Source organism: Nonomuraea sp. NPDC004354 (assembly GCF_053602555.1).
The window spans coordinates 475,905-491,876 of sequence record NZ_JBSGDV010000004.1; the positions used below are offsets into that span (position 1 = coordinate 475,905).

General features: G+C 73.5%; 12 protein-coding genes. 9 read left to right on the forward strand and 3 right to left on the reverse strand.

Annotated elements, in window-relative coordinates; all coding sequences use genetic code 11:
• Window positions 1-44: 44 nt before the first annotated feature.
• Both ACWENQ_RS16995 and ACWENQ_RS17000 read right to left on the reverse strand, forming a co-directional pair.
• The gene (locus ACWENQ_RS16995; RefSeq protein WP_452414945.1) at window positions 45-1,397 is read right to left on the reverse strand and encodes a 6-phospho-beta-glucosidase; all 1,353 of its coding nucleotides are present in this window, start codon (window positions 1,395-1,397) and stop codon (window positions 45-47) included.
• Window positions 1,398-1,452: 55 nt separating this feature from the next.
• Complete coding sequence (locus tag ACWENQ_RS17000; protein WP_452414946.1) at window positions 1,453-2,211, reverse strand: DeoR/GlpR family DNA-binding transcription regulator; 759 nt, start codon at window positions 2,209-2,211, stop codon at window positions 1,453-1,455.
• A 132-nt stretch (window positions 2,212-2,343) separates the two neighbouring features.
• Here ACWENQ_RS17000 and ACWENQ_RS17005 point away from each other — a divergent pair, with 132 nt between their 5' ends.
• The 5 genes from ACWENQ_RS17005 (at window position 2,344) to ACWENQ_RS17025 (ending at window position 10,039) form a co-directional block, all read left to right on the forward strand.
• The gene (locus tag ACWENQ_RS17005) at window positions 2,344-3,678 is read left to right on the forward strand and encodes a PfkB family carbohydrate kinase (RefSeq protein WP_452414948.1); all 1,335 of its coding nucleotides are present in this window, start codon (window positions 2,344-2,346) and stop codon (window positions 3,676-3,678) included.
• A gap of 3 nt (window positions 3,679-3,681) precedes the next feature.
• On the forward strand, window positions 3,682-5,073 hold the full coding sequence (locus ACWENQ_RS17010) for an extracellular solute-binding protein (RefSeq protein ID WP_452414950.1): 1,392 nt from the start codon (window positions 3,682-3,684) through the stop codon (window positions 5,071-5,073).
• Between the two features lie 67 nt (window positions 5,074-5,140).
• On the forward strand, window positions 5,141-6,049 hold the full coding sequence (locus tag ACWENQ_RS17015) for a carbohydrate ABC transporter permease (RefSeq protein ID WP_452414952.1): 909 nt from the start codon (window positions 5,141-5,143) through the stop codon (window positions 6,047-6,049).
• Window positions 6,046-6,873 carry a carbohydrate ABC transporter permease gene (locus ACWENQ_RS17020; RefSeq protein WP_452414953.1) on the forward strand — a complete coding sequence of 276 codons (828 nt, stop codon included), beginning with the start codon at window positions 6,046-6,048 and terminating at the stop codon, window positions 6,871-6,873. Before ACWENQ_RS17015 ends, ACWENQ_RS17020 begins: the two co-directional genes overlap by 4 nt.
• 286 nt (window positions 6,874-7,159) lie before the next feature.
• On the forward strand, window positions 7,160-10,039 hold the full coding sequence (locus ACWENQ_RS17025; RefSeq protein WP_452414955.1) for a sugar-binding protein: 2,880 nt from the start codon (window positions 7,160-7,162) through the stop codon (window positions 10,037-10,039).
• Window positions 10,040-10,105: 66 nt separating this feature from the next.
• Here the strand turns inward: ACWENQ_RS17025 and ACWENQ_RS17030 are convergent, their stop codons facing one another.
• Window positions 10,106-10,804 carry a TetR/AcrR family transcriptional regulator gene (locus ACWENQ_RS17030; protein ID WP_452414957.1) on the reverse strand — a complete coding sequence of 233 codons (699 nt, stop codon included), beginning with the start codon at window positions 10,802-10,804 and terminating at the stop codon, window positions 10,106-10,108.
• A 108-nt stretch (window positions 10,805-10,912) separates the two neighbouring features.
• Here ACWENQ_RS17030 and ACWENQ_RS17035 point away from each other — a divergent pair, with 108 nt between their 5' ends.
• From ACWENQ_RS17035 to ACWENQ_RS17050, 4 genes are read left to right on the forward strand one after another with little or no spacing between them, the layout of a single operon-like run.
• Complete coding sequence (locus ACWENQ_RS17035; RefSeq protein ID WP_449918779.1) at window positions 10,913-12,544, forward strand: amidohydrolase; 1,632 nt, start codon at window positions 10,913-10,915, stop codon at window positions 12,542-12,544.
• Window positions 12,545-12,568: 24 nt separating this feature from the next.
• Window positions 12,569-14,176: an ABC transporter substrate-binding protein gene (locus ACWENQ_RS17040; RefSeq protein WP_354908043.1), complete on the forward strand. Its 1,608-nt coding sequence runs from the start codon at window positions 12,569-12,571 to the stop codon at window positions 14,174-14,176.
• Window positions 14,146-15,120, forward strand: a complete 975-nt coding sequence (locus tag ACWENQ_RS17045) for an ABC transporter permease (RefSeq protein ID WP_449918774.1) — start codon at window positions 14,146-14,148, stop codon at window positions 15,118-15,120. The genes ACWENQ_RS17040 and ACWENQ_RS17045 overlap by 31 nt, the downstream gene beginning before the upstream one ends.
• Window positions 15,120-15,971 (forward strand): ABC transporter permease, encoded by an 852-nt coding sequence (locus ACWENQ_RS17050; protein ID WP_452414958.1) that lies wholly within the window; start codon window positions 15,120-15,122, stop codon window positions 15,969-15,971. The genes ACWENQ_RS17045 and ACWENQ_RS17050 overlap by 1 nt, the downstream gene beginning before the upstream one ends.
• Window position 15,972: the final 1 nt, after the last annotated feature.

Genomic DNA, 15,972 nt, shown 5'->3' on the forward strand with positions numbered 1-15,972 from the left:
GACCGGGCAGGAACAGCGGCCGGCTCGGGGATGCGGGCGCGGCGTCAGACCGGACCGGGCAGGACGGCGGCCAGCTCGGGGATGCGGGCGCGGTAGCCGTCCAGCAGCGCGCGCGCCGTGGCCACCGAATCGACCAGGGGATGCAGCGCGAACGCCGCGACGGCCAGGCGGGCCGAGCCGGACAGGGCGGCCGCGATGGCGGTCTGCTCGACCGCCTTGACCTGCTGCACGAGCCCCAGGAACCGGCCGGGCAGCGGGCGGGTGGCCAGCGGCCGGATCCCGGCACCGGTGACCAGGCAGGGGATCTCGACGACCGCCTCCTCGGGCAGGCCCGGCACCGCGGAGCCGTTGCGGACGTTGAGGATCATGGTGGAGGGCTCCCCCCGCGCGATGGCGGCCATGAGGGCGAGCGCGATGCCCTCGTACCCGCCCGCCTCCAGGTCGGCGACGTCGCGCTCGCCGGCGGCGGTGGCGTCGCGGGCCTCGGCCATGTACGTCGCGTCGCGTTCCCTGCGCGCCCTGCCCCAGGCGGCGAGGGCGTGCTCGGGCCGCTCGCGCACCGCCGCGTAGAACCGGTCCTGCTGCCCGAGCAGGGCCTCGCCACGGGTGTGCGCGGCGCCGCGGAGCGCGGCGACCGACTCGCGGGTGAAGTAGTAGTAGTACAGGTACTCGTTGGGCAGCGCGCCGAGGGTGCGCACCCAGTCGCCGCCGAAGATCCTGGCCTCCTCCACCCGGCGCAGCGCGGCGTCGTCGGCGAGCAGGTCCGGCAGCACGTCGCGGCCGTCATGGGTGAGGCCGCGCAGCCAGCCCAGGTGGTTGAGCCCCACGTAGTCGGGCGACACCCGCGCCGGATCGAGCCCGAGGGCGGCGGCGGCGCGCCTGACCAGCCCGATCGGGGAATCGCAGATGCCGACCACGCGGTCCCCGAGCACGCCCCGCATGGCCTCGGTGATCATTCCGGCCGGGTTGGTGAAGTTGATGACCCAGGCATCCGGGGCCAGAGCGGCCACCCGCTCGGCCACGCGCACCGCCACCGGCACGGTGCGCAGGCCGAAGGCGATGCCGCCTGGCCCGGTCGTCTCCTGGCCCAGCACGCCGAGGTCGAGCGCGACCCGCTCGTCGGCCGTACGGCCCGCCAGCCCGCCCACCCGGATCGCCGAGAAGACGAAGGCGGCCTCGCGCAGCGCGGCGTCCAGGTCCGTGGTGGCCCACACCTTGGGCGGGCGGTCGTGTCCGGCGGCGAGCTGGTCGAGTACATGCCGGATGGCCGCCAGCCGCTCCTCCGACACGTCGTGCAGGACCACCTCCTCCACCCGCGGGGTGGCGGTGTCGCGCAGGAGCGCGCCGTACACGAGGGGCACCCGGAAGCCTCCGCCGCCCAGAACGGCCAGTTTCATCGCGCTCCCCGTCCGCCGCCCGGTCTCGGCAGGGGCTCGCGCGCGGCGGCGACGATCACGCGAGCACCACCTCCGTGCCCGCCGCCGCGCAGGCGCGCAGCGTCCTCTCGTCGGCGCCCTCGTTCGTGACGATCACGTCGATGTCCTCGGGGCCGCACACCCGCAGGGCGCCGGTGCCGGGGAACTTGTGCCGGTCGGCCAGGAGCACCACGCGCTCGCCCGCCGCGATCATGGCGCGCTTCAGCGGCACCTCGGCGAGCGTGGTGTCGACGAGCTGGCCGTCCGGCCGGACGCCGCTGGCGCCGAGGAAGACGTGGTCGGCGCAGATCTGGCTCAGCGCCGCCTCGGTCAGCACCCCGACCAGCGAGTGGTAGGCCCGGCGGACCATGCCGCCGAGCAGCAGCACCTCGACCTCGGTGTCGGTGCGCAGCACGTCGAGGACGGCCAGGCTGGAGGTGACCACCGTGACGCGGCGCCCACGCAGCCGGCGGGCCAGGCGCATGGTGGTGGTGCCGATGTCGAGCAGGACCACGTCGCCCTCGTGCACCATCCGCGCGGCGCGGACGGCGACCGCCTCCTTGTCCCGCTCGTCGACCGCGGCCATCTCGGCGAAGGGGTGGTCATCGTCAACGTCGACGTCGGCGAGCGCGCCCCCGCGCACGCGCCGCAGCGTGCCGTCGCGGTCGAGCACCTCGAGGTCCCTGCGGATGGTGGACGGGCTGACGCCGAGCTGCCTGGCGAGATCGAGCACGCTGGTGGCACCGGCGAGGCGGACCCGGCGCATGATCTCCGCATGCCTGAGGTGCTGGAGCACGGGGGGATCATATCAGTCATTTACGCGCATGAGTGAGCAACATTGACCAGCTTGCCGCACAAAGCACTTGATGTGCTCGAGGAAACATGCAAGATTGCGCACAAGACGGTCTGTCGAGGAGGACTCATTCCCGTGTCTGTCCAGGCGTACGACCCTCTCGCCGATCAGCGCACCCCTGAGGGGCCACGGTTCGACGTCTTCTTAGCGGGCACGGTCTTCCTCGACATCGTCTTCACCGGCCTGCCCTCGATGCCCGTCTCCGGCACCGAGATCTGGGCCGAGGGCATGGGTTCCTGCCCCGGCGGCATCGCCAACCTCGCCATCGCGACCAGCAGGCTGGGCCTGCGCACCTCGCTGGCCGCCGCGTTCGGTGACGACGACTACGCCGACTTCTGCTGGCGCACGCTGGCGGAACAGGAGTCGGTCGACCTGTCCAGGTCACGGCGCTTCGCGCACTGGCACTCGCCGGTGACGGTCTCCATGGCCGTCGACCGCGACCGCAGCATGGTGACCCACGGCCACCCCGCGCCGATGCCGGCGACGCAGATGATCGGCACGCCGCCGCCGTCCAGAGCGGTGATCGCGGCGCTCGCCAGCGACGAGCCGCTCGGCGAGGGCAACTGGGCCGAGCGGGCCCACCGCGAAGGCGCGCTCATCTTCGCCGACGTGGGCTGGGACCCCTCGGGCACGTGGCGTCCCGAACTGCTGGACCAGCTGACGATCTGCCACGCGTTCATGCCCAACGCGGTCGAGGCGACGGCCTACACCGGCACCGACACCCCGCGCGACGCCCTGTACGCGATCGCCGACCTGGTGCCGCTCGCCGTGGTCACCGACGGGGCCAACGGCGCCATGGCCATCGACTCCCTGTCCGGCGAGGAGGCCTACGTGCCCGCCCCCCGGGTGACCGCCCTCGACCCGACCGGCGCGGGTGACGTCTTCGGCGCCGGCCTGGTGCTCGGCACCCTGTGCCGCTGGCCGCTGGCCGACCGGCTGGCCTTCGCCGGGCTCTGCGCGGCGCTGGCCGTCCAGCAGTTCGGCGGGTCGCTGGCCGCGCCGGGCTGGGGGGACATCGCCGACTGGTGGCACGCGGCACGGGCGAGAGCCGGGCACGGCGGCGCCTACGCCGAGTCGCTGGCCCGCCGTTACCGCTTCCTCGACCGGCTGGTGCCGACCGTCCCGATGGGCGCGGTACGCCGGGCCGTGGCCACCATCGCCAGGCACGCCGACCTGGGCATGGTCGCTCCCCCGCCCGAGGCCGCCACGGGACCGCCGGCGGATCGGGGCCCCGAGGCCGCCACGGGACCACCGGTCGATCCGGACCCTGAGGCCGCCACGGGACCACCGGCGGACCCGGACACGCCGCCCGAGGCCGCCGAAGGACCACCGGCGGACCCGGGCCCTGAGGCCGCCGCGGGACCGCCGGCGGATCCGGACACGCCGCCCGTGCCTGCCCACAAGGAGTAACCCATGATCTCCACGACGCGAACAGCGCGCGGGCGCGAGCCGCGCGGCGCCGTGACGCGTGCCGTCCTCGCCGCCGGTGCCGCGGTCCTGGCCCTCACCGTGGCCGCGTGCGCGCCCGGCTCCTCGGCACCGCCCGCCCCTGCCCAGCCCGCCTCGGCGGTGCGCACCGACGCCGCGGCCCTCGGCCCCGTGACGCTCACCGTCTGGGACCAGGAGGTCCGCGGCGGGCAGGCCGCCCAGATCAAGCAGCTCAACGCCGCGTTCGAGAAGAAGTACCCCAACATCACGCTCAACCGGGTCTCCCGCTCCTTCGACGACCTCAACACCACGCTGCGGCTGGCGCTGAGCGGCAACCAGCCGCCGGACGTGGTGCAGGCCAACAACGGCCGCGCCCAGATGGGGGCGTTCGTGAAGGCGGGCCAGCTGCGCCCGCTGGACGCCTACGCCGAGGCCTACGGGTGGAGGAAGCGCTACTCCCCGTCGGTCCTGCAGTACGTGAGCTACACCCCCGACGGCAAGATCTTCGGCACCGGCGACCTGTACGGCATGCCGCAGGTCGGCGAGGTCGTCGGCATCCTGTACAACGCCGCCAAGCTGGCCAGGCTCGGCCTGCGCCCGCCGACGACGTGGGAGGAGTTCGACGCCGCGCTGGCCACGGCCAAGGCCGCCGGCGAGGTGCCGCTCCAGCTGGGCAACCTCGACAAGTGGCCGGCCGTACACGTGTTCGGCACCGTGCAGGCACGGCACGTGTCCGCCCCCAAGATCACCGCCCTGGGCTTCGGCCGCAAGGGCGCCTCGTGGACCACCCCGGAGAACCTGAAGGCCGCCGAGCAGCTCGTCGACTGGGTCGACAAGGGCTACTTCGCCAAGGGCTTCAACGGCCAGGGCTACGACGCCGCCTGGCAGGCGTTCGGCAAGGGCCAGGGCGTCTTCCTGATCGGCGGCAGCTGGCTGGTCGCCGACCTGCAGAAGGTCATGGGCAAGGACCTGGGCTTCGTCCGGCCGCCCGGCACGCCGCCCGTGGCGACCGGCGGCACCGGCCTGCCGTTCGCGATCACGGCCAAGAGCCCCCACCCCGACGCGGCGGCGGCCTACATCGACTTCCTCACCAGCGCTGAGGCCATGAAGGTGCTCACCGCCAACGGCCTGCTGCCGATCGCCGACGCCACCCGGCAGGACGGCGTCGGGGCCGGCGCGCAGCAGGACATGTTCACCGCGTTCGGCGCCGTCACCGAGCGCAACGGCCTGGTGCCCTACCTCGACTACGCCACCCCGACCTTCGCCGACACGCTCGGCGCGGCGCTGCAGGACCTGCTGGCCGAAAAGGTCGCCCCGCAGGAGTTCCTGGCCACGCTGGAGAAGGACTACAAGACGTTCGCCGAAAGCAACGAGTGACCGCGAGCTCATGGCCACGCCGCTCTCGTCCGCGCGCGCTCCCGGGTCAGGGCGTCCGGAGGCGGCCGTGACCCGGTCCCGGCCCGCCCCCAGGCGCCCGGGAGGTCCGCCCGGGGAGCCGCGCGGGATCGCCTACCTCTACCTGCTGCCCGCCCTGGCGGTCTACGCGGCGTTCCTGCTCTATCCGATCGCGCGGGCGGCGCACCTGTCGCTGTTCGAGTGGGACGGCCTGACCCCCGGCAGGTGGGCGGGGCTGGACAACTACGCCGCGATCGTCGCGGACGAGGGGCTGCGGGCCGCCTTCGCCCACGCCCTGGTCCTCATCGTCTTCTACGCGCTGGCGCCGCTGGCGATCGGGCTGACGCTGGCCGCGATACTGAACCACGCCAAGGTGCGCGGGCTGGCCTTCTTCCGCACGGTGGTGTTCCTGCCCCAGGTGGTCGCCATGGTCGTGGTGGCCGTGGCCTGGCGGCGCGTCTACGCGCCCGACGGCACGCTCAACGACCTGCTCGGCGCGCTCGGGCTCGACGCGCTCACCAGGGGCTGGCTGGGCGACCACGCCTTCGCGCTGCCGGCGGTCGGCGTGGTCGGCACGTGGTTCGAGACCGGCCTGGTGACCGTGCTGCTGCTGGCCGGGATGAGCCGCATCCCCGTGGAGCTGTACGAGGCGGCCAGGCTGGACGGGGCCGGCGCGGTCAGGGAGTTCCTCGCCGTCACGCTGCCCTCGGTGCGCGGGGAGATCGCGGTCGCGCTCACCCTGACCGTGATCGCCGCGCTGCGGACGTTCGACCTGGTGTACGTCACCACGCGCGGCGGGCCGGGCGACTCGACGGCGGTGCCGTCGTACGAGGTCTACCATCGGGCCTTCGAGCTCGGCCAGGTCGGCTCGGCGGCGGCGGTCGGCGTCACCCTCACCGCCGTCATCTTCGCGATCTCGTTCGTGATCAACCGGTTCGCCGACAGGGGTGTCTCGTGATCTCTCGCGGGGAACGGCTGGCCAACTACGTCATCCTGCTGGCGTTCGCCGCGTTCGCGCTGGGACCCGTGGTGACGATCCTGTCGGCGGCGCTGGGCCCCGACGACGCCGCCGGAGCGGACGGGCAGCGGTTCAGCGTGGCCGGGCTGCACGTCGGGAACTTCGCGGCGGCGTGGGAGGTCGGCCGCTTCGGCACCTACCTGGCCACCAGCCTCGCGGTGTCGTCGTTCGTCGTGGTCGTCAGCGTCGTCCTGTCGATCATGAGCGGGTACGCGTTCGGCACGATGCGCTTCCGCGGCCGGTCGGTGCTGTTCTACCTGTTCCTGCTCGGGATCATGATGCCGAGCGAGGCCATCGCCGTACCGCTCTACTTCGACCTGCGCGCGCTCGGCCTGACCGACACCTTCTGGTCGGTCGCGCTGCCGCAGGTGGCGCTGTCGGTGGCGTTCGGGACGTTCTGGATGCGGGCCTACTTCCGCACCGGCAGCCGCGCGATCGTCGAGGCCGCCCGCATCGACGGCGCCTCGGTCTGGCGGATCCTGTGGCAGGTGCTGGTGCCACCGGCCCGGCCCGCCATCGTCACCCTGACCGTCCTGGTCTTCATGTGGACGTGGAACGAGTTCCTCATCCCGCTGATCATGGTGACCTCGGAGTCGCTGCGTACCGCGCCGCTCGGGCTGGCCTTGTTCCAGGGCCAGTACACCTCCGGCTTCACGCTCCTCGCCGCCGGCTCGGTCATCGTCGCCACACCCGTCGTGATCTTCTACCTGTTCCTCCAGCGCCATTTCATCCGCGGGCTGCTCCAGGGGGCGGTCCGCGAGTAATCCCGGAGGTTCCATGCGCCATCCGCAGCACCCGCGACCCACCCCTCCCGCTCCTCCCCCGGCCCCCGCACCTCCGCGCGCCGAGCCCTCACCTTCCGCGCCTCCGCGCGCCGAGCATCCGCTGCCCGCACCTCCGCAGGCGTCTCCGCCTTCCACGCCTCCACGCGCCGAGCATCCGCTGCCCGCGCCTCCGCAGGCGTCTCCGCCTTCCACGCCTCCGCGAGCGGTGTGCCCGCCTCCCGCGCCTCCCCGGGCGGTGGCCATACATTCCGCGTCTTCGCGGACGGTGACTCCCTCGACCGCGTCCTGGCGGGCCGCGCGGCCGGGGGATCGCCTGGGCGTGCTGGCCGTCGCGGTGCTGCTGGCGCTGGCGCCGGCCGTACCCGCGCTGGGCTCGGCCGCCCCGGCGGGCTCCCACGCTCACCCCGCCCCGCCCGACTCCGTGACGCACCCCGCCGCGCAGGCCGGCACCGGGCCCGCCACCCTGGGTGGGGCCGAGCCCGCCGCCCCGGATGGGACCGAGGCCGCCACCCCGGGCGGGACCGAGGCCGCCACCCCGGGTGGGACGAGTGCCGATCTCGACGTGCTGTTCGTCGGCGCCCATCCCGACGACGAGGCCTTCACCCTCTCGACGCTCGGGCAGTGGAAGGAGGACCACGGCGTCCGCGCCGGCGTCGTCACCGTCACCAGGGGCGAGGGCGGCGGCAACGCCGTCGGCCCCGAGGAGGGCCCGGCGCTCGGCCTGCTCAGGGAGGCCGAGGAGCGTACGGCGGTGGCGAAGGCAGGCGTGCGGGAGGTCTTCAACCTCGACGACGTCGACTTCTACTACACGGTGAGCGCGCCGCTGACCGACCGCGTCTGGGGCGGCGACACGCTGGAGAAGGTCGTGCGGATCGTCCGCCAGACCCGGCCCGAGATCCTGCTGACGATGGATCCGGCTCCCTCTCCCGGCAACCACGGCAACCACCAGCAGGCCGCGCGGCTGGCCGTCCAGGCCTTCCACGCGGCGGCCGACCCCCGGGCCTTCCCCGAGCAGCTCGCCCGTGAGGGGCTGCGCCCCTTCGCGCCCGCTCGCGTGCTGCTCGGACGGGCGCGCGGGACCGCCCAGAACGGTCCCCGGTGCGCCGCGACGTTCCGCCCCGCCGATCCGACGCAGAACGTGTACGGCGTGTGGAGCGGGCGCGTCTCCCCGAGCGCGGGCCGGAGCTGGGCCGCCATCGAGCGCGACGCCCAGCGTGTCTACGCCTCCCAGGGCTGGGCCGGCTTCCCCGACGTGCCGCAGGACCCGGACCGGCTCGGCTGCGACTTCTTCACCCAGGTCGACTCGCGGGTGCCCTTCCCCGAGCCGGGCACCGCGGCGGCCGCCGCGCCGACGGCGGTCCTCGACGGCGCGCTGGTCAGGGCGTCCGGCGCGGTCCCGCTCGGCACCTCGCTCGACCTGCGCGCCGGCACCTTCGACGTCCGCCCCGGCACGGCGTTCACCGTCACGGTGACCGCGACCGCTCCCGCCCGCGAGCCGCTGGGCCGATCGGCGGTGACACTGCGCGTCCCCGAGGGCTGGCGGGTCAGCGGGTCGGGCGACCTCGGCGGGCTCGGCGCCGGCCGTACCGGGTCGGCCGCCTTCACCGTCACGCCGCCGCGGGAGGCCGCCCCCGGTCAACGGGCGCGGGTGGCCGCGACGCTGGCCACCGAGAAGGGCCGCGGCTACACCGACCGGGTGGTCGAGGTCAGCCCCGCCGTACGCGGAGGGCAGCAGTCGCTGCCCCAGGTCGGCCAGTACGAGACGTGGGCCGCGCAGGCGGGCGTGCCGCAGCTGCGCGACCTGGTCACTCCCGTGCTCACCCTGCCCTCAGGCGGCTCCCGCCAGGTGGGCGTCGTGGTCACCAACGTGAGCGACACCGTCCGGTCCGGCACCGTACGGCTGGACCTGCCCGCCGGTTTCGCCGCCGACCGCGCCGAGGCGGCCTACACCGGCCTGGCGGCGGGGGCCTCGACGACGGTGCCGTTCACCGTCACCAACACCGACACCTCGCTGAAGACCGCCAACGAGGGCGGCGACTACGCCTACACCATCACCACGACCAGCGCGGACGGCTCCAGCGTCAGCAGGCCCGCGCTGGAGCTGGTGCCGGCGGCGGCCATCCCGCGGGCGGCCGAGGCGCCGGTCGTCGACGGCGCCGAGGGCGACGGTGAGTACGCCGGCGCGGCCCTGGACGTCTCACGCCTCTGGGAAGGCTCCGCGTGCGCGTCGGCGGCGGACTGCTCCGGCACGGCCAAGCTCTCCTGGCGCGACGACACGTTGTTCCTCCTGGTCCAGGTGAACGACGACGTGACCGGCACCCGCCTGCCCGCCGCCGACTGCAAGCGCCACTGGCGGACCGACGCCGTCGAGGTGACCCTCGACCCGCGCGGCGCGTCGGAGAACACCTCCACGACGTTCAAGGCGGCGGTGCTGCCGGTGACGGCCGAGGGGCCGCCGTGCTTCGAGCGGGACGCCGACAACCGTCAGGGGCCGGGCGAGCGGACCGCTCCGGGGATGCGGGTGGCCGCGAAGGTGTCGGCCGGGCAGTACACCGTGGAGATGGCCATCCCGATGGAGCTCCTGCCGGGCGCCGTCGATCCCGGGCATCTCGGGCTGAACGTCCTCGTGTACGACTCCGACACCCAGGACAAGACCGGCCAGACCCGGATCGGCTGGTCGACGTGGGGCGGCGTGCAGGGCGACCCGTACCGGTGGGGCGTCGTGACGCTGCCGGGTTACCGGCCGCCGCCGGGGCGGCCGACCACCCCGCCCGACCCGGTGATCCCTGACACCGGCCTGTCCAGCCTGGACTCGCCGCAGTCGCTGGAGCAGGCGGCCCGCCTCGGCCTGCCGCTCGCCGGCGGTCCGGCGGCCGGGCCGTCCGAGCGCGGCCTGGTCACCTCCGCCGTGGCCGGGCGGGACGCGGTGACGGTGACGCTGCGCGCCGCGTCCGCGGGCACGGCGCACCTGTTCGTCCGCGACGGTCAGGGGACGGCGGGCAGCGGCGTCGTCACCGTCGCGCACGGCGGTGTCACGACCGTGCGCGTGCCGCTCACCCGCGCCCTCGGCCCCGGCGCGTTCGTGCCGGCCGGATGGCTGGCGTCCGGCGGCGGCACGCTGGCCTCGCAGGTCCGCGTCCGCTGACGGAACCCCGCCGTGGGCACGCTGGCCTCGCAGGTCCGCGTCCGCTGACGGAACCCCGCCGTGGCTTCAGGTCCGGGGCGCGTCCCCGGCCGCCGACGCGGCGCGGGCCTCGATCGCGGCGATCAGGGCCTCCACCTGGACGGTGTAGACCGGTCCCGGGCGTATCTCGGCGAGCTCCGCGTTCAGGCGGGTGATCCGGGGGAAGCGCTCGGGATCGACCGTGCGGTACTCCCGCCCCCATGACGACTCGTCCCCCGCTCTGACCTCGGGGGAGAACAGCGCGTAGGCGGCCGCCTGGGCCACGTGCGCCAGGAGGGCGTCGGCGAAGGCCCGGTAGTACAGCGCGGCGTCGGCGCCGTCGAGCCCCGCCTCGCCGACCGCGCCCAGGATGAACTCGACCAGGCGGAACTCGTTGATCCGCCGGGTGGTACGGCTGCCGGTGATGGAGGCGACGGCCGGGTACTTGAGCCCGATCCGCAGCGACGCGTCGGCCAGCGCCCGCAGCCGGTCCTTCCAGCCGAGCCCGTCGGGAACGCTCTCGATGACCTCGCCGTAGACCCGGTCGGCCACCGACAGCAGCAGCTCGTCCTTGTCGCGGAAGTGCCGGTAGACGGCCGTGGGGTCGGCCCCGAGCTCCTCGCCGAGGCGGCGCACGGTGAACGCGTCGCCGCTGCCCCGGGCGGCGATGCGCAGGCTGGCCTCGATGATGGCCTCGCGGCTGAGCTGGCTGCCCGAGCGTCTGGTCCTCACAGGTGTCTTCGCCATGATCGCTCCAGTGTATCGGTTGGGTCTCCGGATAGCGCAACAGTGTTGACATCTATGTTGCGCTCGCGTTCACTCCTCCCCAACACGGCGTGAGCGGAAGGTGCGGTCATGGTGGAAACGATCTTCATGGGGCGGGTCTTCACAGGCACGACCGCCGCCCCGATCGAGGCGGCGGTCGCGGTCGGCGGAGGGCGCGTCCTGCGGGTCGGCGACCGGAAGGAGGTGCTGGCCACGGCGGGCCCCGACACGGACGTGGTGGACCTCGGCGGCGGGCTGCTCATGGCGGGTTTCCAGGACGCCCACGTGCATCCGGCCTTCGGTGGCGGCCAGATGCTGCGTTGCGACCTGTCGGCCGAGCACACCGTGGAGGGCTACCTGACGGTGATCGCCGCCTACGCCGCGGCGCACCCGGACAAGGCGTGGATCCACGGTGGCGGCTGGTCGATGGACGTCTTCCCCGGCGGCACGCCGACCAGGCAGCTGCTCGACACGGTGGTGCCCGACCGGCCGGTGCTGCTGACCAACAGGGACGGCCACGGCGCCTGGGCCAACAGCCTGGCGCTGCGCCTGGCGGGACTCGACAAGGACACCCCCGACCCCGTTGACGGCAGGATCGAGCGCGAGCCCGACGGCACCCCGCAGGGCACCCTCCACGAGGGCGCCATGACGCTGGTGAGCGAGCACGTGCCGGTGGCGACCGCCGAGGAGGCCTACGCCGGCCTGCTCGCGGGCCAGTCCCACCTGTTCTCGATGGGCGTGACCGCCTGGCAGGACGCCATGATCGGCGCCTTCCCCGGCAACCCCGACAACTACGAGGTGTACCTGCGCGCCGCCCGTGAGGGAACCCTGCTGGCCCGCGTCGTCGGCGCGCTGTGGTGGGACCGCGAGCGCGGACTGGAGCAGATCCCCTACCTGGTGGAGCGGCGCGAGAACGGGCGGGTCGGCCGCTTCAACGCCACCACCGTCAAGATCATGCAGGACGGCGTCGCGGAGAACTTCACCGCGGCGATGCTGGAGCCGTACCTGGACGGCTGCGGCTGCGCGACCGCCAACCGCGGCATCAGCTTCGTGGACCCCGGCCTGCTGCGCGAGGCGGTCCGCGAGCTGGACGCGCTCGGCTTCCAGATCCACTTCCACGCCCTCGGCGACCGCGCGGTCAGGGAGGCGCTCGACGCCCTCACCGGGGCGCGCGCGGCCAACGGCGCCAACGACAACCGCCACCACCTCGCGCACCTGCAGGTGGTGCACCCCGCCGACATCCCCAGGTTCGCCGAGGTCGGCGCCGCCGCCAACATCCAGCCGCTCTGGGCGGCCCACGAACCCCAGATGGACGAGCTGACCATCCCCTTCCTCGGGGCCGGGCGGGCGGCCCTGCAGTACCCCTTCGGCGACCTGCTCCGCGCGGGCGCGCGGCTGGTGGCCGGCAGCGACTGGTCGGTGAGCAGCCCGAACCCGCTGTGGGGCGTGCACGTCGCGGTGAACAGGGCCGTGCCCGAGGGCGAGCCCCGCGAGCCGTTCCTTCCCCAGCAGGCCCTCACCCTGGCGCAGGCGCTCACCGCCTACACGGCGGGCAGCGCCTGGATCAACCACCTCGACGACGTCACCGGCACGGTCGAGGCGGGCAAGGACGCCGACCTGGTGGTGCTGGACCGCGACCCCTTCGCCGGACCGCCCGAGGAGATCGGCGCCACCCGCGTCGTCAGGACCTACGTCCAGGGCCGGCTCGTCCACCAGGCCTGACATCTCGCGAGAAAGGCGTGACTCATGAGCAGACGACGGTGGACGGCGCTGGCCGTCCTCACCTTGACCGTGACGGCCGCCGCGTGCGGCGGAGGAGGCGGGAACGCGACGCCCTCCCCCGGCAAGACCCTCAGCTCCGGCACTCCCCTGCCCAAGGGTGACATCGATGCCTTCACCTGGGCCTCCTACGCCGAGCCCCCGACCCTCGACTACGTCTACGCCTTCGACTACCCGCAGAACATGGTGTTGTCCAACATCTGCGAGAGCCTCATGCGCTGGACGCCGGAGCTGAAGGAGGAGCCCGGCCTGGCGGAGAAGTACGAGCAGCGCGACCCCAAGACGCTCGTCTACACCATCCGCAAGGGCGTGAAGTTCCACAGCGGCGCCGAGCTGACCGCCGACGACGTGGTGGCCAGCCTCAACCGGCACCTCGACGAGAAGATCGGCTCCTACTGGATCTCCAGCTACCGCAACGTCGAGTCGATCACCAAGACCGGCCCGATGGAGGTGACGGTCAAGTTCACCAGGCCCGACGCGCTGTTCAACCTGGAGATGGGCGCCTCCCCCGGTACGGTGGCCAGCGCCGCCTCGCTCAAGGCGAAGGGCAAGTCGTTCGGCACCGCCGACGGGGGCCTGGACTGCACGGGCCCGTTCAAGCTCGGCACCTGGACCAAGGGACAGTCGATCCAGCTGGACCGCTTCGCCGGCTACTGGGGCGACAAGGCCAAGGCCGGCAAGGTCACCTTCACCTTCGTGGCCGACGCGGCCGCCAGGACCAACGCCCTGGTGACCGGCGAGGCCGACGGCAGCTGGATGGTGCCGGCCGCCTCCGTCGCCCGGCTACGGTCCTCGGGTGCCGGGACCGTCTACGGCGGCCCCAACCTGACCACCGCGAACCTGATCGTCTCCGACCTCAAGAACGGCACGCTCGCCGATCTCCGGGTACGGCGGGCGCTGTCGCTGGCCATCGACAGGCAGGGCCTGGCCAAGGCGGCCTTCGGCGACTACAGCAGCCCCTCGCTCGTGCCGGGGCCGGTCGAGTCCTGGCGCAACGTCGCGGCGGCCAAGCCGTCCGCGCCGGCCGTCACGCGGGACGTGGAAGGGGCCAAGAAGCTCATCGCCGAGGCCGGGGCGCAGGGCAAGAAGATCGTGATCGGCACCTCCAACACGGGTCCCGAGATGTCGGTGATCTCCAACGCCGTGCAGGCGGCGGCCCAGGAGATCGGCTTGTCCGCCGAGGTGCGCACCGTCGCCCCCGACGCCTACACCGCGCTGTTCTCCGACCCCGAGGCGCGCAAGGGGATCGACCTGTTCCCGACGTTCTGGTACCTGTCGGCGACCGACCCGCTGGAGCTGTACGGGCTGTTCGAGACCGGGCAGTTCGAGAACTACGGCGGCTTCTCCGACCCCGCCTACGACAAGCTCGTCGAGGCGGCCCAGGTGGAGTTCGACCGGGTCAAGCGGGCCCAGCTGACGGCCAAGCTCCAGGACACCGTCGCCACGCAGCTGCCGTGGATCCCGCTGGCGGACCTCGACAACGTGATGTTCCTCGGCAAGCGCATCACGGGCGCGCCCACCAGCATCTCCTACCTCTACTACCCGTGGGCCGCGGACATCGGCGCGGCGGGCTGATGGCGCGCTTCCTGCTGCGGCGCCTGGCCGGGATGGCCGCGATCCTGGGGGCGGCCTCCTTCCTGGTGTTCGGCGCTCTCCAGCTCGCGCCGGGAGACCCGGCCAGCTTCCTGCTCAGCGGCCGTTCGGCCACGCCGGAGGCCATCGCCGCCATCCGCGCGCAGTACCGGCTCGACGACCCGGTCCCCGTGCAGTACCTGCACTGGATCGGCGGCGTGCTCACCGGCGACTTCGGCCGCTCGGTGCAGTTCCGCTCCGACGTCGGCGGGCTGATCGCCGCCCGCGTGCCCGTCACGCTCACTCTCATCGGCATGGCCTTCGCGCTCACCATGGTCCTCGGCCTGGCGTTCGGCGTGTGGAGCGCGATCAGGCCCGGCCTGGTCGACAAGTCGGTGCTGGTGGGCAGCTCGGTCGCGGTCGCCACCCCCTCGTTCGTGCTGGGGTTCGTGCTCATCGCGGTGTTCTCGGTGAACCTCGGCTGGTTCCCGTCCATCGGCGCGGGCGAGGGCCTGGCCGACCGGCTGCACCATCTCACGCTGCCCGCCGTCGCGCTCGCCCTCACCTTCGCCGGGGTGCTGGCCCGGGTGTCGCGCACGGCGATGATCGACCAGCTGGGCCAGGAGTACGTCACGGTCGCCCGCGGCCGGGGCGTGCCCGAGCGGGCCATCGTGCGCCGGCACGTGCTGCGCGGCGCCATGACCGTGACCCTCACCTACGGCGGCCTGCTCGTTCCCGGCCTGCTGGTCTCGACCGTGCTGGTGGAGACCACCTTCGGGGTCAACGGCCTGGGCCAGCTGCTGCAGTACTCGGTGACGGTCAAGGACTTCCCCGTCGTGCAGGCGCTGACCCTGCTGACCGTGGCGGTGTTCGTGGTCACCAACCTCGTGGTGGACCTGCTGGCGCCGCTGGCCGATCCCCGCGTCCGCCTGGGAGCGAGGACCTGATGGAACAACTCGTCGTCAGACCCGGCCTGCGCGGCCTCACCGGCCGGCTCAAGGGCGGCGGCCTGCGGACGGCGGCGCTGGCGGTGATCGCGCTGCTGGTCGTGGCCGCCGTGCTGGCGCCGCTGGTGGCCCCCGCCGACCCCGACGCGGTGGACCTGTCGGCGGTGCTGGCCGGACCGAGCGCCGACCACCTGCTCGGCGCCGACGCCTCCGGCCGCGACCTGCTCTCCAGGGTGATCTACGGCGCGCGGACGGGTCTGCTCGGGCCGCTGGGCGTCGTGGCCCTGTCCACGGTGCTCGGAGTCGCGATCGGGCTGGCCGCCGCCTGGCACGGCGGCTGGGTGGACACCGCGCTGTCGCGCTCGATGGAGCTGGTCTTCGCCTTCCCCGGCCTGCTGCTGGCCATGCTGGTCGTCGCGATGTACGGCCCCGGCCAGCTCGGGCCGGTGATCACCCTCGCCGTGGCGTACACGCCGTTCGTCGGCCGCATGGTGCGCGGCGTGGCGCGAGGGGAGATGGGCCGGCCGTACATCGCCGCCTACCGGGCGCTGGGATTCAGCGGCCTGACCATCTGCCTGCGCCACCTGCTGCCGAACATCGCGCCGGTGATCCTCGCCCAGTCCACGATCAACTTCGGCTACGCCCTGCTCGACCTGGCCGGGCTCGCCTTCCTCGGCCTGGGCGTGCAACCGCCGGCCGCCGACTGGGGAGCCATGATCAACGAGGGCCAGTCCGCCGTCCTGCAGGGGGCGCTCGGCCCGATCCTCGTGCCCGGCATGGCCATCGTGCTCAGCGTGATCGCCTTCAACATCGTCGGTGAGAGCCTCGCCGACCGCGTCTCCAGGAGGTGAC

Coding starts and splice junctions, on each gene's coding strand:
- ACWENQ_RS17035 (WP_449918779.1), top strand. CDS start 10,913: ATGGTGGAAACGATCTTCATGGGGCGGGTCTTCACAGGCACGACCGCC.
- ACWENQ_RS17030 (WP_452414957.1), bottom strand. CDS start 10,804: ATGGCGAAGACACCTGTGAGGACCAGACGCTCGGGCAGCCAGCTCAGC.
- ACWENQ_RS17050 (WP_452414958.1), top strand. CDS start 15,120: ATGGAACAACTCGTCGTCAGACCCGGCCTGCGCGGCCTCACCGGCCGG.
- ACWENQ_RS16995 (WP_452414945.1), bottom strand. CDS start 1,397: ATGAAACTGGCCGTTCTGGGCGGCGGAGGCTTCCGGGTGCCCCTCGTG.
- ACWENQ_RS17010 (WP_452414950.1), top strand. CDS start 3,682: ATGATCTCCACGACGCGAACAGCGCGCGGGCGCGAGCCGCGCGGCGCC.
- ACWENQ_RS17040 (WP_354908043.1), top strand. CDS start 12,569: ATGAGCAGACGACGGTGGACGGCGCTGGCCGTCCTCACCTTGACCGTG.